This is a genomic window from Mycobacterium sp. Soil_C_30 (assembly GCF_057656995.1).
Genome location: NZ_JBDGJH010000001.1, coordinates 151,927 through 170,747 on the forward strand (window position 1 = coordinate 151,927; position 18,821 = coordinate 170,747).

Here is an 18,821-nt window from a genome sequence, read left to right on the forward strand (position 1 = left end):
CCGAACCGGCCATTGAAGATGTGATGGCGTTGAGCCCGCTGCAACAGGGGCTCTACTCGCTGGCGGCGCTGACTGCCGGTGAGTCGCAGGAGGACCCGTACATCATCGCGATGGCGGCTGATGTCACCGGGGCACTGGATGTGGTGTTGTTGCGCGACTGCACCGCCGCCATGCTGGCGCGGCACCCCAATCTGCGGGCGAGCTTCTTCCGCGGGAACCTGAGCCGGCCCGTCCAGGTGGTGCCGACGCGGGTCGACGTGCCGTGGCGACACCTGACCGCCGATGCGGACGAGGTGGCGGCGCTGGAAGCCGAAGAGCGTCGGCGGCCATTCGCCCTCGAGAACGGCCCGCTGATCCGGTTCCTTCTCATCGAGGTGCCCGGCTCGCACTGGCGGATGGTGGTCACCGCGCACCACATCGTCATCGACGGCTGGTCGCTGCCGCTGTTCGTCGGCGAGTTGATCACGCTGTACCGCTCCGGCGGCGACGTCACCGCGTTGCCGCCCTCGCCGCGGCCCTACCGTGACTACATCGGCTGGCTGGCCGGCCGTGACCCGGAAGCCAGCAGGGCGCTGTGGCGTCAACACCTCAAAGGTGTGGACGGTCCCACCTTGCTGACACCGGCTCTGACCGCCACGCAGCCTCCCGCCGGGCGGCCCGCGCGCACCGAGGTACGGTTGGACCGCGACGCCACCACCGTCCTGGCCGCGGCGGCCCGCGGGTTCGGCGTCACCGTCAACACCGTGGTCCAGATGGCCTGGGCGACAATTCTTTCCGGGATGACCGACCGCGATGACGTCATCTTCGGTGTGACGGTCTCGGGGCGGCCGGGCGAGCTCACCGGCGTGGAAGCCATGGTCGGGTTGTTCATCAACACCGTCCCGCTGCGGGTGCGGCTGGACCCGCGCGCGCCCGCCGGCCGGCAGGCCCTGGCGTTACAGCGGGACGCGGCGGTGCTGCGTGACCACAGCTACCTCGGGCACTCGGAGCTGCGTGCGCTGGCCGGGGTGGGGGAGCTGTTCGACACCCTGCTGGTCTACGAGAACTTCCCGCCCGGAGGGATCGTCGGGACCGCCGAGTTCACCGCGGGCGCAGCCACTTTCCGGCCGGCTGCGTTGGAGAGCCTCTCGCATTTCCCGGTCACCATCGCCGCACACCTCACCGACGGGGAGCTGACGGTGTTCGTCGAAATCCTCGACGGCGCCCTGGGTCCGATGCCGGCCCATGACATGGGCAGGCGCCTGCTCGCGACGGCGCAGAACCTGATCGACGGGTGGGAGCGCCCGCTGCGCGAGGTCAGCATCCTGCTGCCGGATGAGGCTGCCCGCGCCACCCGCGGCCGACCCGTCACCCACCAGCCGGCCGGCATACCCCGGAGGTTCACCGAAATCGCGCTGGCGCAACCGGATTCGACCGCCATGACGTGGTGCGACGGTGCCATGACCTACCGCGAGCTCGACGAGGCCGCCGACCGGGTGGCGGCGGGGCTCGCCGCACGTGGTGTGGGGGCCGAGACACCGGTGGCCGTCAACCTGCCCCGCGGCCCGGAATACGTGGTCACGATGTTCGGTGTACTCAAGGCCGGCGGGGTGGTGGTGCCGCTCGAACCCGGCATGCCGGGCGAGCGTATCGCCGACATCCTGGACCAAACCGGCCCCGTGGTACTGGTGGACCCGAACGTCTACCGCGAGCTGATCTCGTCGACAGCACCGCATCACCCCGTCCCGGCGGTCCACCCCGATCAAGCGGCCTACGTGGTCTTCACCTCGGGGACCACCGGCCGGCCCAAAGGTGTCATCGGCACCCACCGGGCCGTGCTGGCCTATGCGGCAGACCATGCCGACCACGTGTTACGGCCGGCGGCAGCACGATTGGGCCGGGCCCTGCGGATCGCGCACGCGTGGTCGTTCACGTTCGACGCGGCCTGGCAGCCGTTGGCCGCACTCCTCGACGGGCACGCCGTGCACATCGTCGGCGACGACGCCCAACGCGACGCCGAGGCGCTGGTGGCGATCATCGACCGCTTCGGACTCGACATGATCGACACCACTCCGTCGATGTTCGCGCAGCTGAAGAGTTTCGGGTTGCTCACCGATGTTCGGCTGGCGGTGCTGGCTCTGGGCGGCGAGGCCGTCGGCATCCCGGCGTGGCGGCAGATCACCGCCGAATGTGCCCGCACCGGGATGGCCGCGTTCAACTGCTACGGCCCCACCGAGACCACGGTGGAGGCGGTGGTCGCCGCGATCGATCACCACGGCTCACCATCGATCGGCTATCCCACCGCTCCCACCTCGGCGCACATCCTGGACTCCTGGCTGCGGCCGGTGCCCGACGGCGTGGCCGGCGAACTGTATCTCTCCGGGGCTCAGCTGACGCGGGGTTACCTCAACCGCCCCGGCGACACCGCGGCGCGTTTCGTCGCTGACCCTTCCCGCCCGGGGGGACGCATGTACCGCACCGGGGATGTGGTGCGCCGGGGGCCGGACGGCGGGCTGCAATTCCTCGGCCGTTCCGACGATCAGGTCAAGATCCGCGGATTCCGCGTCGAGCCCGGTGAGATCGCCGCGGTGCTGTTGCAGCATCCCGGGGTGCACAGCGCCCACGTCGCGGTCCGCCGGCACGGCGGCGGACACCGGTTGACGGCGTACGTCGCCGCCGACGACATCTCCGCCTCCGACCTGCGGGCCCGGCTGCTGGCCCGGCTACCGCGGTACATGGTTCCCCACCACATCGTGCTCATCGACGAACTACCGCTGACGGGCAACGGCAAGGTCGACGAAGCCGCCCTGCCCGCAGCCGGTCTCGACGACCAGGCGTTCAGTGCGCCGCAGACCCCGACCGAGTCGGCGTTGGCGGAGCTGCTGTGCGAGGTGCTGGAGTCCGCGCACCTGGACGTCACCTCCGAGTTCCTGGAGATGGGCCTGGACAGCATCGCCGCACTGTCGCTGGTGCAGGCCGCGCGCAAACGCGGAATCGAGCTGCGCGCCCGACTGATGCTGGAGTGCAGCACCATTCGCGAGCTCGCCGCCGCGATCGACAGCGGTGTCGGCAGCGCGCAGCCGGCGGCGGTCGAGGCGGAGCGGTTCGGTGAGGTGCACCCGGCACCCATCGTGGCGTGGATGTACGAGGCGGGTGGGTTCCGGCGGTTCACCCAGAACCTGCTGATCGCGCTGCCGCCGACGATGAGTGCGCAGCGTCTCGAGGAAGTGCTGCAGGCCCTGCTCGACCGCCACGACATGCTGCGGTCCGTGCTGGTCACCGACGACGACGGGCACCACCTGCTGACCCGCGCTCCCGGAGCCGTCCGGGCCCGCGACATCCTGTCCGCGGCCGAAGGCCCGGCCGCAACGCAGCTGACCGCCGAAACCGTGGAGGCGCTCGAGCGCATCGACCCGGCCGCGGGCACCATGGTGCAGGCGGTACGGTTCGGCGGTTCGGCGCCGACGCTGCTGATGTGTGTGCATCATCTGGCCACCGATGTGGTGTCGTGGTACGTGATCCTGGCTGACCTGGCGCAGATCGCCGCCGAGCTGGACGCCGGGACGGTGCCTGCGCTGGAGGCCGAGTACACCACCTATCGCGAATACGGCCGGATCCTGCAGCAACGCAGCGACTCCGACGAGGTCACCGGTCAGCGCCGGTACTGGCTCGATGTGCTGGCCGGTCCGGACCCGCTGCTGGGCAGCAGGGCGCCGGACCCGGCCGTCGACACCTGGGCGTCGCTTCGCCAGCACAACCTCATCACCGGTGTCGAGGAAACCCGCGCGCTCCTGGGCAAACTCGATGCCGCAGGAGTGGAGCTGCGTGACTTCCTGCTCTCCGCCCTCACTGTCACGATCACCTCGTGGCGGGTGGCCCGGGGTGAGCCGGCTTGCGCGGGTGCGCTGGTCGCGCTGGAAGGCCACGGCCGCGAAGACACATTGCTGGGCGAGGCGGTGGACACCTCGGCGACGGTCGGCTGGTTCACCTCGGTGTTCCCCGTACGGCTGGGCGCCGACGAACGGCCCGTCGACACCGAGCTCGCACGCCGGGACCCGCCGCGGGCCCGCGCCCTGATCCGATCGGTGGCCGAAAGCGTTGCCGCCGTGCCCAATCGTGGTCTCGACTACGGTGTGCTGCGATATCACCGCCGCGATCCCGACCTGCTGGCCGCTCCGCAGCCGCAGGTGGAGTTCAACTACATGGGCCGGTTCGACCTGAGCTCCGACGGGGCGGGGGAGCAGGGCACGCCCTGGTCCCTGGTCACCGATCCAGAACTCAATCAACAGCTCCCCACATCGTCGGAGCCGGATCTGCCCCTGCGCTACACCTTCGACGTCATCGCGGTCGTGACGCCGACCGCGTCGGGGCCACACCTGCTGACCAGCTGGCGCTGGAGTGATCGGCTGTCCACCGCAGAGGAGATCGATCAGTTGTCCACCCTGTGGCATACGGCCATCACCGTTCTCGGAGAAGCACTGTGACCGGCACACTTGCCATCATCGGCGCCGGTGCGAAAGCAGTGGCGGTAGCGGCCAAGGCGGCGGAGATGCGGGCCATGGGCGTCGATGCGCCCGATGTGGTGGCCGTCGAGCGGACAGCGGTGGCGGCCAACTGGCAGGCCAGCGGAGGGTGGACCGACGGCGAGCACCGCCTGGGGACCAGCCCGGAGAAGGACGTCGGCTTCCCGTACCGGTCAGCGGTGGTGCCGCGACGCAATGCCGAACTCGACGAGCGGATGACCCGGCACAGCTGGCAGTCCTATCTGATCGGCACCGGACAGTTCGCCGAATGGATCGACCGCGGCCGGCCCGCACCCACCCACCGGCGCTGGAGCCAGTACCTGCGCTGGGTGGCCGACGCGGTGGGCATGGCGGTGGTACGCGGTGAGGTGGAAAGCCTTGCGGTGCGCGAGGGTCCGGCCGGCCGGCGGTGGGCGCTGCACACGCGCGAGACGACGGTGCACGCGGACGCTGTGATGGTCACCGGTCCCGGGCAGGCCGAACGTTCCATCCTGCCGGGCAATCCCCGGGTGCTGTCCATTGCGCAGTTCTGGCATCGCGCCTCCGAACACGACCGGATCACCGCCGAGCGGGTGGCCGTGATCGGGGGCGGCGAGACCGCCGCGTCGATGCTGAACGAGCTTTTCCGGCACCGGGTTTCGTCGGTCACCGTCATCTCACCGCAGGTCACCTTGTTCACCCGCGGGGAGAGTTACTTCGAGAACGCGCTGTTCTCCAACCCCACCGGCTGGACCCAGCTGACGGCGGCCGAGCGCCGTGACGCGATGGCGCGCACCGACCGCGGCGTGTTCTCCTCGCGGGTGCAGGACGCGCTGCTCGCCGACGACCGGATCCGGCACCTGCGTGGCCGCGTCGCACACGCGGTGGGCCGCGACAACCAGATCCGGCTCACACTGTCCACCAACCGCGGCGGTGAGCACGTCGAGACCGTGCACGGATTCGATCTCGTGATCGACGGGTCCGGTGCCGACGCACTGTGGTTCACCCAGTTGTTCAGCCAGGACACCCTGGACCTGTTGGAGCTCGGTCTGGGGGGTCCGCTGACCGGTGAACGCCTGCAGGAGTCCATCGGCTATGACCTGGCCGTCGCCGAGGTGACACCGAAACTCTTCCTGCCCAATCTGTCCGGGCTGAACCAGGGCCCCGGGTTCCCCAACCTCAGCTGCCTGGGTCTGCTGTCCGACCGAGTGCTCGGTGCCGATCTCGGCGTCGAGCCCCACCACACCCCGAGGAGCATCAATGAGCAGCAATCCGTTCGATGACGAGTTCGGCACCTTCTACGTCCTGATCAACGACGAAGAGCAGCACAGCCTGTGGCCGACGTTCGCCGATGTGCCGGCGGGCTGGAAGATCGTGTTCGGCGAGGCAGGCCGGGCCGAATGCCTGGCCTACGTCGAGCAGAACTGGACCGACATGCGTCCCAAGAGCCTGCGCGACTCGCTGAGCTCATAGGCCCCCTCGCGTCGCTCAGGTCACCCTGGTCGGCGCGTCCTCGACAGCCACCAACTGCACCTGCGGGCGGTCGGGCAGCGCGTCGACGAGGAACCACCGGAAGGCCAGATTGCCTCGCGGATAATCCAGGGTGGTCACCGAATTCGGGTGTGCGGTCAGCCCACGGGAGACGACGATGGTCACGGTCCCGTCTGAGTTCGGCACTGCGCTGTGATTGTTCACCGAGCTGCGGGCGTCGTCGGCGCTGTGCGCGGCCATGAACTGGTTCCACACCACCAGGTTCCAGAACCGGCACTGCGGCGGGCGGTGGGTGATCACCAGAGCCTCGGCGTCGTCGAGCACAAAACTGCCGTAGGAGTAGCAGGCGTCGCGTGCCGACCAGCCGAAGTTCGCGTCGAGTACCTGGTAGGGCGCCGCGAATTCGTTGGCGGCGTTGTTGATCTGGTGTCCCAGGCGGTGCTCGTCGTCCACCCGGGCTCCGACGGTCAACGGCAGTATCGCGAACATGGTCCGCATCCAGGCCGCCGTCGCGCGCAGCTTGGCGGCGGTCTCGGCGTCGCCGTGGCGGATCGGGTCGGGTTCGTCGAGGGCGTCGATGCGCCAGCTCACCGGGCGTCCCGTCCGCGGGTCAGCCTGGTAGTCACGAGTCATCAACACCGCGGCATCCGGCAGGGGCCCGATGTCGAAGGAGAAGTCGCCGTCGGCGCGCAGGTCGAGCTCGCTGTCGCGCCACAGGCCCACCACCCGGTCCGACCAGGCGCCGGGGGTGGGCTCGTTGTAGGCGGTCAGCGAGAAGTACACGCTGTCACCGGAATTGCCGCTGATCCGGTAACGCCGTTTCTCGTCGATGGGGCACAGCAGGTAATAGGCGTCGGTGTTGTCGCCGCCCCAGCGGCGGTCGCGTCGATACGGTGTGTTGACCTCGACGAACGTCGGTCTGCTGGGTTCGGCGAACAGGTAGGTGTCGAAGGCCACGCCCAACGTGGTGGCCAGCATGCGGTATCCGTCGGCGATGTGCCGATCGTCGGTGACTGCTCGGTCACCCGCGATGAACGCGCGGTCCAGCTCACCCAGTGTGCTCAGGAGGTCCCGCCACGCCGCGGTGGACTGGTGCTCGGTTGTCATGCCCGCTTCCTCTCGCCGATTCTGCCCGGCCATTACGTGTCACACTGTAACGTATCGGAGTATGACCGACGTCACACCGGCCGTTGTCGAGCTCGATGACCTGTCCTGGCCACGTTTCGGGGCTGAGGCACAGGCACTGCGCGCGGTGATGGCGGCCATGGCGCCAGACTGCCCACTGGACTCAGAAGCGCTGCACGCCAGAGCCATTGCCGAAACCGGTCTGGCCGACTTCGGCGCCGGTGACTATCGCGAGCGCCTCGAGGTGCTTCTGGCCGCGATCCGGGAGATCGCCGGACTCGACGACGCGGGCATCGTGAACTTCCACGCGCAACTGCTGCAGATGCTGAAGAACCGGCTGCTGCTGACCGACCTGTTGACCCGGCACCCCGAGATCCACGACATCGAACTGCTACCGCCCGTCGTGATCGCCGGGCTCCCGCGATCCGGCACCACCCACCTGCACAACCTGCTGGCCGCCAGCGGAACCTTTCGGACCCTGCCGTACTGGGAGAGTTGTGAACCGGTGCCGTTGCCGTGCGAAGTGGGTGTGGAACCGGACCCGCGGCTGGCCCGAATGCACAGCGCCACCGCGGTGGTGGACCTGATGATGCCGCACTTCGCGCTCATGCACGAGATGACCTTCGATCATGTGCACGAGGAGATCCAGCTGCTGGCAAACGACTTCTCCACCATGCTCTTCGAGACGCTCGGCGACGTACCGCGTTGGCGTGACCACTATCTGGCCCACGATCAGACATCGTCGTACGGGTTCCTCGCGACGCAGCTCAAGGTGTTGCAGTTCCTGCGCGGTGGGCGTCGGTGGCTGCTCAAATCGCCGCAACACCTCGAGCAGCTGCCCACTCTGGAGCGGGTGTTCCCCGGCGTGGTCGTGGTCTGCACCCATCGGGATCCCGTGCCGGTGGCATTGTCGATGATCGCCATGCTGACGTACTCCGCGCGCATGCACCGCGCGCCGGTGCCCGTCGCCGACATCGCCGCATCGTGGGTGGACCGACTTGAGTTGATGCTCGACACGTTGGTGCGCGACCGCGACGTCATCGCAGCCGATCAGTCGATCGACATCCGCTTCGACGAATTCATGAGCGACGAAATGGCGGTGGCTCACCGCGTTTTCGCGTTGACGGGGGAGAGTCTCGGCGACGACGGCCGCGCTGCCCTCAGCGATTATCTACAGACGCATCAGCGGGGGCGGTTGGGGCGCGTGCACACCTCATGCGAGATGTTGGGTCTCGACGAAGGGCAGCTGCGTCGACGCTTCGCCCGCTACACGCAGCGATTCCTGACGTAGCCGCTAGCCGACCGAGACGGTGCGCATGCGGCGGCGTGCCAACTGATTGAGTCGTGCGATCGCTGCCTCGTAGTCGACGGCCAGCGGCAGTTCGCCGGCCGGATCGCAGATCGACAGGAGGCGGCGCACCGGCGGACTGCCCAGCAGCATCCAGTCCACGTCGCTGCGGGTGCAGTGCACGCTGATGTAGAACAGCGCGGTGAAACCCTGGCTGCCGAAGAAGTCGACAGCGCGCAGGTCGAGAAGCATCTGGCTGGAGGTGGCGGTGTGGCGCTCGACGTAGCTGCCCAGTGAGCGCCCGTTGAAGGCGTCGACTTCCCCCGTGACCGTGATTTCCGAGCGGACCGGACTGCGCCGGTGAACCGCGAAGGTCGCTCCTCCGCACTGGGTGGTTTGTTCGGCTGATGTTGGATCCGGTCGGTACAGCCGAGTGGTGCCGGAACCGGGCATGACGCCCCCTGCCTGTATTGGTGCCTGTATCGAATCGGACGCGTGCGTTCGATTCGCTGGATCGGCGACAACTTTCGTCGCCCCGGGAATTCATTCAGTCAGCGGCTGTGACCTCAACCTGCGGACAAGGCTACTGCGGAATCCGTACTGGGTACAACGACTTCAAGAAACCCTCATAAACCGCATGTGAACTGTGGATTTCATCCCATCGCGGGGCTGATGACCGCCGGTATCAGTTGTCAGATGCGGGTTTGTCAACTGATTACTCTGTATTCCAGGCAACGACGGATGATATCGACTGCCCTAGCTGACGGTCGCTGTGGAGTTCGTCGTCCGCCGCGGTGTCCCGGTGGCTTTCGCTGGAGACATCGACAGCAAACGGAGGCATCGCCGTCGCCTGCGCTCACACCTGCGGCGCAACCGAAGTGTCGACACGTCAGCACAGTGGCGGCGCGTATTGACGCGGGTGTAGACGCCGATCGGCGGAAAACCGTGTTGTCCAATCGTTTTCAGTTCCTGGCCGCGCGCGTACGGTGCGCCGCACGCCTCGTCCTGCAGTCACGGCGCCGAAGAGCACCGCTGCTGAGCCCACTCGGGGTTGCGGCCCAGGTGGCGCAGCACCCGGTCGAGTTTGGTTGCACTGGCTCCGGTGACGGCGCGTGCGAAGGGCGACTCATCACGGTCGCGGCCGTCGCCGTCCGGGACGGCCAGGGCAAGGGGTTCCACGGCGTCGATGACCTCGTCGGGAAGGGCGTAGGCCACGCCGAGCGACTGCGCGACGTCCCATCCGTGGACCACGTAGTCGACGAAGTGGAAACCGATGGCGACGGCGCCGGGGAAGACGGCGTGCGGTCCGAACTCGGCGAGGGCGAACGGCGCGTCCAGCACCGCGTTGTCGGCGAATGCGGTCAGTACGTCACGCGCCGCGTCGGCATAGGTGGTGCCGGGGTTGGTGGCAATCGCATCCCTGACGGCTTCGGCGCGCCATACTGCGGGGTCGTCCCCCAATCCCCGTGCGGCCGCCGCGAATCCGCGGTGCTGGGCGGTCATGTGGGTGAGCAGGTCGGCCAGAGTCCAATGGGCGCACGGCGTCGCAGCGCCGAGATCGGCGACCGAAACGGAGTTGACGAGGGTGACGGTGTTGGACACCGCACGGTGATGAAGGGCTCGAATATCGGTATGCATATGCCTATCGTATGCGTCTGCGTATTATCTGGCAACGCTTAACATATGCCGATGCCATCGAAGCCCCGGCGCGACGACCTCGCCGCGATGCTGCATCCGTTGCTCAGAGACCTCGTGGCGGCCGAGCTCCCGATCCTCGCCGCCCACGACCTGAGCATGTGGGGGTACGCGGTGCTCAGCGCACTGGACAGGTCGCCGGTGCGCACCCAGGCCGCTTTGGCCGACGCCATCGGCGCCGACAAGACGAGGATCATCGCCACGCTCGACGAGCTGCAACGGCGAGGTCATATCGAACGACGTCCCGACCCCGACGACCGGCGGGTCCGCCTGCTCGAGATCACGCCGGCCGGTCGCGCCGCCAAAGATGCGGTGCAGTCCGACATCCAGCGCGCCGAAGAGGTACGGCTCGCGGCGTTGACCGCCGAGGAACGCCGGGTTTTTCTTCGTGCACTTGCCCGGTTGAGCCGAGCAGAAACCCAGTGACTGCGGTGCCGGGCCGTAGCATCGACGCTGTGCGCGCGCTGACCATGGAGGACCCGGTGCTGGCGGACCGCCCGGACCTGGCCGGCGCCGGTGACCTGCCCGCGCACATGCGCATCGGGTACTGGCTGGAGCGGTTGATCGTCTCCCGCGCGCTGGCGCCGGGCGACAAGCTGCCCTCCGAGATCGAGATCGCCCACGCGCTCGGTGTCAGCCGCATGACGCTGCGCCAGGCGCTCAGCTCGATCGAGGCCAAGGGGCTCATCGATCGCCGGCGCGGGCGATTCGGTGGAAACTTCGTCGCGGCGCCGCGGTTCGAGTTCGACCATGCCGGACTGCCCGGCTTCACCGAACAGATGCGCCGGATCCAGGTGGAAGCGGGTGCGCACGTGCTGCGCGCCACCACCCGGCGCGCGGCCGCCGACGTGCGCCGGCAGCTGGGCCTCAAGCGTGGCGACCAGGTGCACGAGGTGCTCCGCGCCCGCTCGGCCAACGGCGAGCCAATTGTGCTGGAGGAAACCTACTTTCCGGCGACGGTGTTTCCCGGCCTGCTGTCTGCGACACTCACCGGCTCCCTGTATGCGGTGATGCGCGAGTATGGCGCGGCGCCGTGCACCGCCGACGAGCACATCGAGGCCACTCCGGCCGGGGAACAGCACGCGGAGATCCTGCATGTGGATCCCGGCTTCCCGCTGTTGCTGATCACCCGCACCTCCTACACGGAAAGTGGTGTGCCCGTCGAGTTCTCGCGCGACTACCACCGGTCCGACCGGAGCCGGATCCGGATCAAGTCGCGGGTCGACAGTGACACCGAAAGCCGGGTCGACACCTTCCCGGCGTCATCGTGACCCGGCTACTGCATACCCTCGGTCAGCAGCGCGTCCAGCGTCACCGATTCACCTGACACGGTCACCGACCCGCCGCGCCGCCACGCCCACAACGCCAGGTCCGCCGCGGGCGCGCTGACGGAAACGGCGGGCTCGCCCGACTGGGCGCGAACCGCGCGCGGCACCTCCGAGCCGTCCCGGGCCCGCCACGAGCCCACCTCGACGAGCCAGCGCCGACCGGTGTCGGAGGCGACGAATTCGACCACCTCATCGGGCCGGTAGCTCGCACCGTCGGGCAGCCATCCCCACATGACGTCCACCGCGTGGTCCACCGCACCGGCGGCGACGTCGGCGTCCAACGGCGTGACGGGTAGGGCCGCCGTCAGTTCGGCGTCGATGCGGTGCATGGTCGCCTCATAGGTCTGCATGCGTCGGGTGAACCCCACGCTCTGATCGGGCGGCCACCACGACCAGCACGCTTCGGCGTCCTCGCGCGACGCGAGTTGGGCCAGCAGTGCCGAGGTGGCCTGTTCGCGGAGGGCGAGGATGTCGGGGACGGTTTCCGGGCGTGCCGGTTTGGCCGCCTCGACGTCGGCCACGCCGTCCGTGGACAGCACTCGGCGGGACAGGATCTGCGACCAGAAGAAGTGCACCTCGGTCAGATGCCACAACAGATCAAGGGCTGACCAGTCCGGACAGGTGGGGCACGGTCGGGCCGGGTCGGCCGCTGCGAGAGCCTCGGCGAAGCGGGCGGACTCGGTGTCGATGATCCGGAGGCGGTCCATGCCTCCAGCATGCAGGCCGGCCCGCGCGTTTTCTAGGCCGATGCACGACCCGACAAGGCGCCGGCGACCAGGTCGGGGGACAGTCGTTCCACGATCACCGGGGCGACATCGTGCAGCGCCGGGGTGGGATCGGCGCTGACTGCGACACAGTGCATTCCGGCGGCCAGCGCTGCCTGCACCCCGGGGACAGAGTCCTCGAACACCAGGATGTCGCCGGGGTCGCGCTGCAACAGCCCCGCCGCCGTCAGGTAGCCCTCGGGGTGTGGCTTGCCGTTCTCGACGTCTTCCTCGGCGATCAGGACCGGGATCAGCGCCCCGGCCGGGCTGTGCGCCAGCACCGCCAGCACGTCGTCACGCTGCGCACCCGTCACGATGGCGACCGGAATGCCTTGTGCGTCAAGGAGTTCCACCAGTGCCACGGCGGCACCGGTGATGGGGTTGTTTCCGGCAACCCGCTGCTTGTAGCGGTCGTGTCGCAGTCGCAGGAGATCATCGACGTCCGGTGCGGCCGAGCCGCCGTGCCTGCGCACCGCGAACTCGATGATCTCGCGGTCGGACTTGCCCAGCAGCTCGCTGCGATAGTCGTCGGTTGTCATCGCCCACCCGAGATGGGTACGGAACAGCTCGCCGAAGATGTCGAACAGGATCGGCTCGTCATCGGACAGGGTGCCGTTGAAGTCGAAGATCACTGCCGGTGAGGCGGCGCGAGCCCACTGTTGGATGACATCCACGCGACCGAGCCAACCATCCGCCCGAGCTGCGGTCAATGGTCTAGTCTTTTAACATCAGGTCACGGGTTGTTCTCGGCGAAAGTTGACCACCATGGCCCTTCCCGGGCGCAGTGAAATCGTCGTCGTCGGTGGCGGAGTCGTCGGCGTCAGCGTCGCCTACCACCTGGCCCGGCGCGGCAAGACCGATGTCACCGTCCTGGAACGCCGCGCCCTGACCGAGGGAAGCACCTGGCACGCCGCGGGTCTCGTCGGCCAGCTTCGGAGCAGCTCCAGCCTCACCCAGCTGATGCAGAAGAGCGTGCAGACCTACCAGGGGTTGGAGGCCGTCACCGGATACCCCACCGGTTGGCACGGTGTCGGCGGGCTGCGGGTGGCGTCCAGCCCCCAGCGCTGGGAGGAGCTCCAGCGGGTCTACACCCAGGGCAAGAGCTACGGCTTCGACATCCACCTCGTCGACGCCGCCGAAGCCCGGCGAATTTTCCCGCTGCTCAACACCGCCGGCGTCTACGGCGCCACCTGGACACCCACCGACGGCTACGTCGATCCCAGTCAGCTGACCCACTCGTTCGCCGCCGGTGCGCGGGCGGCGGGGGTACGGATCGTCCAGCAGTGCCGAGTCGACGGGGTGGAACGACACGGGCGCAGGGTCACCGCGCTGCTGACCGATCAGGGGCGCATCGAATGCGACGTGATGGTCAACGCCACCGGCATGTGGGGCGCCGAAACCGCGAAGCTCGCCGGCGTGAACGTCGCGGTCAACGCCGTGGAGCACCAGTACGTCGTCACCGAGAAGGCTGCCGGCCTGCCCGCCGATCTGCCGACGTTCCGCGATCCCGACGCCCGCTTCTACCTCAAGCCCGAAGCGGGCGCACTGGTGATCGGCGGCTGGGAACAAGGCACCAGGGCATGCTGGCGCACGATCCCACGTGACCTAGGCCCCGAGTTGTTCCCGCCGAATCTCGATCGCTTCGAGGGCATCGCCGAAGGTGCGGCCAACCGGCTGCCCGCTTTCGCCGATATGGGCATCCACACCTGGGTCAACGGACCCATCCCGTTCTCGCCGGACGCCGAGCCGCTCATGGGCCTCACCGAGGACATCGACAACCTCTTTCACTGCTGCGGCTTCTCCGCCGGTATCGCCGCGGCCGGCGGTGCCGGCGACGCCATGGCGAACTGGATCGTCGACGGTGATCCGGGCCTGGATCTGTGGCCCTTCGACGTGCGCCGCTTCGGCGTGCCGCACAACGTGCCGGCCGTGCTCGACCTGGCCTCCGTGCAGGCGTACGGGCACTACTACGAGATCGCCTTCCCCAATCGTGCCGGCCACCCGCCGCGCGGGCAACGCCGCAGCGCGGTTCATGACCGTCTGCGCGATCGCGGGGCCGTGTTCGGCGCCAAGTTCGGTTTCGAGCGCGCCCTGTGGTTTGCGCCGGGAACCGTTGACGCGGAGGAGATTCCGACGTTCGGGCGGAGCAACGCCTGGGGCTTCGTGGCCGCCGAACACCACGCAGTGCGCACCGCGGTCGGCATCGTCGACCAGAGTTCGTTCTCCAAGTTCGACATCAGCGGAGCGGGTGCGCTGGCGTTGCTTCAACGAGTCGCCGGCGCGGACATGGACACCGCCGTCGGCAAAGTCACCTACACCCAGTTGCTCAACGTGCGCGGCGGTATCGAGGCCGACGTGACGATCACCCGGCTGGCTCCCGAACGGTTCTACCTGGTCACCGGTAGCGGTTTCGGGCGCCACGACGTCACGTTCCTGCTGCAGCACGCCCCCACGGACGGCTCGGTGGTGATCGCCGATGTCACCTCCGCCTTGGGGGTGCTCAACGTCTGCGGGCCTCTGTCCCGCGAGGTGGTGTCGGCCCTGAGCGCTGACGATTTCTCCGCCGCCGGCTTCGGCTACATGACGGCCCGGCAGACCGATCTCGGCTGGGCTCCGGTGCTGGCCCTGCGTACCACCTATGTCGGCGAGCTCGGCTGGGAGTTCCACATCCCGGCCGAGTACGTGCCCGACCTCTACGACAAGATTCTGGAAGCCGGTGCGGCCCTGGGTATTCGCGATGTCGGCTACCGTGCGGTGGAGACCCTGCGGCTGGAGAAGCAGTATCTGGCGTGGGCCACCGACATGCGGTCGGACAACAATCCGTTCGAGGTGGGGCTCGGCGCACGGGTGCACCTCGACAAGCCCGAGTTGCTGGCCGGCCCGGCGTTGCGGGTGATCGCCGATTGCGGCCCGGCCCGACGGCTGCACTGGTTCCGCACCGGGGCCGACGTGACGATGCACGGCGGCGAGATGCTGGTGCACCCGCAGACCGACACCCGGGTGACCGTGCGCAGCGCCGGATATGGCCACACCGTTGGTGCCACGGTGTTTTCGGCCTATCTGCCTGCCGGTGTCACCGGTACGGAGTTCGAGGTGGAAATCATGAATGTGCGCCACCCCGCGGCCAGGCTGTCGGCGCCCCTGTACGACCCGGCGGGGGAGCGTGTACGGACGTGACGCAGTGGTTACATGAATGTCTAGACCTTTGGCACGCAGCCGGTCTACTCTGAGGTGGACCATTCGCCGGCTGCGAGGAAGTCCGCATGTCGTTCCTGTCCACCGAGGGTGAGATCAACGCCCTGTTCGACCAGATTCCCGCGTTGACCGGTCCACGCCAGATCGAAGAACTCTCCGGGGGTCTGACCAATCTGAACTTCAAGGTCACCACCGCCAATGGCCGCTTCGTGGCGCGTTGCGCCGACACCGAGCGCAACCTGCTCGAGATCGACCGCGACGCCGAGTACTTCAACACCTGCGCCGCCGAAAAGGCCGGGGTGGGGGCACCGGTCATCGACTACCTGCCCGAACTCGGCGTGTTGTTGCTCGGCTTCGTCGACGGCACGACGCTGACCAATGACGACTTCCAGCGGCCGGGGGTGGTGGCCAAGGCCGCGCGCAGCTGTCGCGCCCTGCATGCCGGCCCCCGTTTCAAGGGCGACTTCGACATGTTCGAGCGGCAGCCCGCCTACCTGAAAACGGTGCAGGAGAACGGCTTCAAGTTACCGGCCGACTACCTGCGCTACGCCGACAAGTTCGCCGACATCGGCGCCGCTCTGCGGGCCACGGATCAGACCACGGTCCCCTGTAACAACGACCTGTTGGCCGCCAACTTCATCGAGGACGGCGACACCGTGTGGTTGATCGACTACGAGTACTCCGGCAACAATGACCCCTGCTTCGAGCTCGGCAACATCTGGAGCGAATGCGCGCTGACGCTGGATCAGCTCGATGAACTCGTCACCGTCTATTACGGTCGCCGGCTGCGGCACAAGATCGCCAGGGCCCGGCTGCAGGGGATCGTCGCCAAATACGGCTGGACACTGTGGGGTTGCATCCAGAATGCTTCGTGCCCCATCGATTACGACTTCTGGGGCTGGGCGATGGAACGCTACGAACCCGCCGTCGAGGAGTTCAACGGGCCCGATTTCACCCGCTTGCTCAGCGACGTCACCGAATCCGACTGAAAGGTTGCCATGGCCCGCAACACCCTGCCCGACCGTGCCCACGTCGTCATCATCGGCGGCGGTGTGATCGGCACCAGCGTGGCCTACCACCTCACCAAACTCGGCTACACCGACGTGGTGCTGCTCGAACAGGGGCAGCTGTCGTCGGGCACCACCTGGCATGCCGCCGGCCTGGTCGGTCAGTTGCGCGCCTCCGAAAGCGCGACGCGCATCGTGCAGTACTCCACGCAGCTGTACGCGGAACTGGAGGCCGAAACCGGGCTGTCGGCGGGCTACAAGCAGTGCGGGGGTGTCACGGTCGCACGCACCGAAGACCGGATGATCCAGTTGCGCCGCACCGTCGCCAACGCCGCTGCCTACGGCATGGAATGTGAACTGCTCACCCCGGAGCAGGCGCTGGAGCACTACCCGGTGATCCGGATCGACGACCTGGTGGGCGCCATCTGGCTGCCCGGCGACGGCAAGGCCAACCCCACCGATCTGACGATGGCGCTGGCCAAGGGGGCGCGTAACCGCGGTACACGGGTATTCGAAAAGACCCGTGTCACAGCCATACTCACCGAATCGGGGCGCGTCACCGGGGTGTGCACCGACGCCGGCGATATCGAGGCCGAGATCGTCGTCAACTGCGCCGGGCAGTGGGCCAAACAGGTGGGCGCGATGGCCGGGGTCAACGTGCCGCTGCATTCCGCCGAGCACTTCTACGTCGTCAGCGAGCAGATCGACGGGGTGCACCCCGACCTGCCGATCCTGCGCGACCCCGACGGCTACACCTACTTCAAAGAAGAGGTGGGCGGATTGGTCATCGGCGGGTTCGAACCCGAGGCCAAACCCTGGGTGTCGCCCGACAAGATCCCGTACCCGTTCGAATTCCAACTGCTGGAAGAGGACTGGGAACACTTCGAGATCCTGATGAACAACGCGCTGCTGCGCATCCCGGCGCTGGAACAGACCGGTATCAAGAAGTTCTACAACGGACCCGAGAGCTTCACCCCGGACAACCAGTTCATCCTCGGTGAGGCGCCCGAGTGTGCCAACTTCTTTGTCGGCGCCGGATTCAACTCCGTGGGCATCGCCACCGCGGGCGGTGCCGGGCGCGCCCTGGCGGAGTGGATCGCGGACGGCGCCCCCAGCGGCGATATGACGGGTGTGGACATCCGGCGCTTCGCCCCGTTCAATGGCAACAACCGGTGGCTGCACGACAGAGTGGCCGAGATTCTCGGCCTGCACTACGAAGTGCCCTGGCCCAACCGGGAAATGACCACCGCGCGACCTTTCCGTCGTTCACCGGTGCATCATCTGCTGCAGGACGCCGGCGCCAACTTCGGCAGCAAGATGGGCTGGGAGCGCGCCAACTTCTTCGCCCCCGCCGGCGAGCAGCCGATCATCGACTACACCTGGGGCAAACCCAACTGGTTGCCGTGGTCGGCCGCCGAACAGACCGCCACCCGGGAAGCCGTCACGGTGTTCGATCAGACGTCGTTCTCGAAGTACCTGATGGTCGGCCCGGACGCCGAGGCGGCGCTGCAGTGGCTGTGCACCGCCGACATCGGCGGCGAGATCGGGCGCGCCGTGTACACGGGCATGCTCAACGCAGGCGGCACCTACGAATCCGATGTGACCGTGACCCGCACCGGCACACAGGAATTCCTGATCGTCTCCAGCGCGGCCACCACCGAGCGCGACAAGGACCACATACGGAAGAACCTGCCCGCAGGGTCGAACGCCACGCTCGTCGACGTCACCTCCGCGTACGCGGTGTTCGGGGTGATGGGCCCCCGCTCACGCGATCTGCTGTCGGTGTTGACCGACGCCGATCTCTCCGATGCGGCGTTCCCGTTCGGGGCAAGTCGACAGATCGCACTCGGATATGCCACGGTGCGGGCCACCCGCATCACCTACGTCGGCGAATTGGGTTGGGAGCTCTACATTCCCGCCGAGTTCGCCGTCGGTGTGTACGAGGATCTGCTGGCCGCCGGTGCGCAGTTCGGCGTCGGTCGCGGGGGCTACTACGCCATCGACTCCCTGCGCCTGGAGAAGGGTTACCGGGCCTTCGGCCGGGAGCTGACTCCCAGTGAAAATCCCGTCGAGGCCGGCCTGCTGTTCGCCTGCAAGCTCGAGACCGACATCGACTTCCTGGGCCGCGCGGCGCTGGAGAAAGCCAAAACCGAGGGGCCTCGCAAGAAACTGGTGAGCTTCGCGGTCGACGATCCGGCGGCGATGTTGTGGGGTGGTGAGCTGATCCTGCGCGACGGTGCCGCGGCCGGCCAGGTGACGTCGGCGGCGTGGGGGGAGACCGTCGGCGGCAGTGTCGGCCTGGCGTATGTCCGCAACGGCGGTGCGGTGATCGACGCGGCCTGGGTGAACTCGGGCAGCTACCACGTCAACGTCGGCGGCACGCTCTACCCGGTCTCGGTGTCACTCAAGCCGCTCTACGACCCGGCCAACGCCCGCACCCGCTGACC

14 protein-coding genes are annotated in these 18,821 nt (G+C 67.9%); 9 read left to right on the forward strand and 5 right to left on the reverse strand.

The window, feature by feature from the left end:
* Positions 1-23: 23 nt before the first annotated feature.
* Genes AC3A6P_RS00650 through AC3A6P_RS00660 form a run of 3 tightly spaced genes read left to right on the forward strand, consistent with a single transcriptional unit; the run spans position 24 to position 5,954 of the window.
* On the forward strand, positions 24-4,463 hold the full coding sequence (locus tag AC3A6P_RS00650) for an amino acid adenylation domain-containing protein (protein WP_487688091.1): 4,440 nt from the start codon (positions 24-26) through the stop codon (positions 4,461-4,463).
* A complete protein-coding gene (gene mbtG, locus AC3A6P_RS00655; protein ID WP_487687076.1) occupies positions 4,460-5,764 on the forward strand; it encodes an NADPH-dependent L-lysine N(6)-monooxygenase MbtG in 1,305 nt (434 codons plus the stop codon). The genes AC3A6P_RS00650 and mbtG overlap by 4 nt, the downstream gene beginning before the upstream one ends.
* A complete protein-coding gene (locus tag AC3A6P_RS00660; protein ID WP_487687079.1) occupies positions 5,742-5,954 on the forward strand; it encodes an MbtH family protein in 213 nt (70 codons plus the stop codon). Before mbtG ends, AC3A6P_RS00660 begins: the two co-directional genes overlap by 23 nt.
* A 15-nt stretch (positions 5,955-5,969) precedes the next feature.
* On the opposite strand, the gene AC3A6P_RS00665 is transcribed toward AC3A6P_RS00660, so the two are convergent.
* Positions 5,970-7,079: a DUF1214 domain-containing protein gene (locus AC3A6P_RS00665; RefSeq protein ID WP_487687082.1), complete on the reverse strand. Its 1,110-nt coding sequence runs from the start codon at positions 7,077-7,079 to the stop codon at positions 5,970-5,972.
* A 61-nt stretch (positions 7,080-7,140) separates the two neighbouring features.
* Between AC3A6P_RS00665 and AC3A6P_RS00670 the strand changes: the two genes are divergently transcribed.
* The gene (locus AC3A6P_RS00670; protein ID WP_487687085.1) at positions 7,141-8,388 is read left to right on the forward strand and encodes a sulfotransferase family protein; all 1,248 of its coding nucleotides are present in this window, start codon (positions 7,141-7,143) and stop codon (positions 8,386-8,388) included.
* Between the two features lie 3 nt (positions 8,389-8,391).
* Here AC3A6P_RS00670 and AC3A6P_RS00675 read toward each other — a convergent pair whose 3' ends face one another.
* Together AC3A6P_RS00675 and AC3A6P_RS00680 are read right to left on the reverse strand one after the other, a co-directional pair.
* The gene (locus AC3A6P_RS00675; protein ID WP_487687087.1) at positions 8,392-8,838 is read right to left on the reverse strand and encodes an STAS domain-containing protein; all 447 of its coding nucleotides are present in this window, start codon (positions 8,836-8,838) and stop codon (positions 8,392-8,394) included.
* Positions 8,839-9,396: 558 nt separating this feature from the next.
* A complete protein-coding gene (locus tag AC3A6P_RS00680; protein ID WP_487687090.1) occupies positions 9,397-10,023 on the reverse strand; it encodes a TIGR03086 family metal-binding protein in 627 nt (208 codons plus the stop codon).
* 51 nt (positions 10,024-10,074) lie between these two features.
* Between AC3A6P_RS00680 and AC3A6P_RS00685 the strand changes: the two genes are divergently transcribed.
* Both AC3A6P_RS00685 and AC3A6P_RS00690 read left to right on the forward strand, forming a co-directional pair.
* Complete coding sequence (locus tag AC3A6P_RS00685) at positions 10,075-10,506, forward strand: MarR family winged helix-turn-helix transcriptional regulator (protein ID WP_487687092.1); 432 nt, start codon at positions 10,075-10,077, stop codon at positions 10,504-10,506.
* A gap of 29 nt (positions 10,507-10,535) precedes the next feature.
* Entirely contained in the window at positions 10,536-11,351 is an 816-nt protein-coding gene (locus AC3A6P_RS00690; protein WP_487687094.1) for a GntR family transcriptional regulator, read from the forward strand.
* Between the two features lie 5 nt (positions 11,352-11,356).
* On the opposite strand, the gene AC3A6P_RS00695 is transcribed toward AC3A6P_RS00690, so the two are convergent.
* Complete coding sequence (locus AC3A6P_RS00695; RefSeq protein ID WP_487687096.1) at positions 11,357-12,115, reverse strand: maleylpyruvate isomerase family mycothiol-dependent enzyme; 759 nt, start codon at positions 12,113-12,115, stop codon at positions 11,357-11,359.
* Positions 12,116-12,147: 32 nt separating this feature from the next.
* A complete protein-coding gene (locus tag AC3A6P_RS00700; RefSeq protein WP_487687098.1) occupies positions 12,148-12,846 on the reverse strand; it encodes an HAD family hydrolase in 699 nt (232 codons plus the stop codon).
* A 91-nt stretch (positions 12,847-12,937) separates the two neighbouring features.
* Between AC3A6P_RS00700 and AC3A6P_RS00705 the strand changes: the two genes are divergently transcribed.
* From AC3A6P_RS00705 to AC3A6P_RS00715, 3 genes are all read left to right on the forward strand, one after another.
* Positions 12,938-15,349 carry a GcvT family protein gene (locus AC3A6P_RS00705; RefSeq protein ID WP_487687101.1) on the forward strand — a complete coding sequence of 804 codons (2,412 nt, stop codon included), beginning with the start codon at positions 12,938-12,940 and terminating at the stop codon, positions 15,347-15,349.
* 86 nt (positions 15,350-15,435) lie between these two features.
* Entirely contained in the window at positions 15,436-16,356 is a 921-nt protein-coding gene (locus AC3A6P_RS00710; protein ID WP_487687104.1) for a phosphotransferase, read from the forward strand.
* Between the two features lie 9 nt (positions 16,357-16,365).
* Positions 16,366-18,819 carry a GcvT family protein gene (locus AC3A6P_RS00715; protein ID WP_487687106.1) on the forward strand — a complete coding sequence of 818 codons (2,454 nt, stop codon included), beginning with the start codon at positions 16,366-16,368 and terminating at the stop codon, positions 18,817-18,819.
* Positions 18,820-18,821 lie beyond the last annotated feature (2 nt).

What these genes read in the sequence shown, in the direction of transcription:
- AC3A6P_RS00665 (WP_487687082.1), bottom strand. Translation starts at nt 7,079, where the DNA reads ATGACAACCGAGCACCAGTCCACCGCGGCGTGGCGGGACCTCCTGAGC.
- AC3A6P_RS00685 (WP_487687092.1), top strand. Translation starts at nt 10,075, where the DNA reads ATGCCATCGAAGCCCCGGCGCGACGACCTCGCCGCGATGCTGCATCCG.
- AC3A6P_RS00670 (WP_487687085.1), top strand. Translation starts at nt 7,141, where the DNA reads ATGACCGACGTCACACCGGCCGTTGTCGAGCTCGATGACCTGTCCTGG.
- AC3A6P_RS00715 (WP_487687106.1), top strand. Translation starts at nt 16,366, where the DNA reads ATGGCCCGCAACACCCTGCCCGACCGTGCCCACGTCGTCATCATCGGC.
- AC3A6P_RS00680 (WP_487687090.1), bottom strand. Translation starts at nt 10,023, where the DNA reads ATGCATACCGATATTCGAGCCCTTCATCACCGTGCGGTGTCCAACACC.
- AC3A6P_RS00675 (WP_487687087.1), bottom strand. Translation starts at nt 8,838, where the DNA reads ATGCCCGGTTCCGGCACCACTCGGCTGTACCGACCGGATCCAACATCA.
- AC3A6P_RS00650 (WP_487688091.1), top strand. Translation starts at nt 24, where the DNA reads ATGGCGTTGAGCCCGCTGCAACAGGGGCTCTACTCGCTGGCGGCGCTG.
- AC3A6P_RS00705 (WP_487687101.1), top strand. Translation starts at nt 12,938, where the DNA reads ATGGCCCTTCCCGGGCGCAGTGAAATCGTCGTCGTCGGTGGCGGAGTC.
- AC3A6P_RS00660 (WP_487687079.1), top strand. Translation starts at nt 5,742, where the DNA reads ATGAGCAGCAATCCGTTCGATGACGAGTTCGGCACCTTCTACGTCCTG.
- AC3A6P_RS00710 (WP_487687104.1), top strand. Translation starts at nt 15,436, where the DNA reads ATGTCGTTCCTGTCCACCGAGGGTGAGATCAACGCCCTGTTCGACCAG.
- AC3A6P_RS00695 (WP_487687096.1), bottom strand. Translation starts at nt 12,115, where the DNA reads ATGGACCGCCTCCGGATCATCGACACCGAGTCCGCCCGCTTCGCCGAG.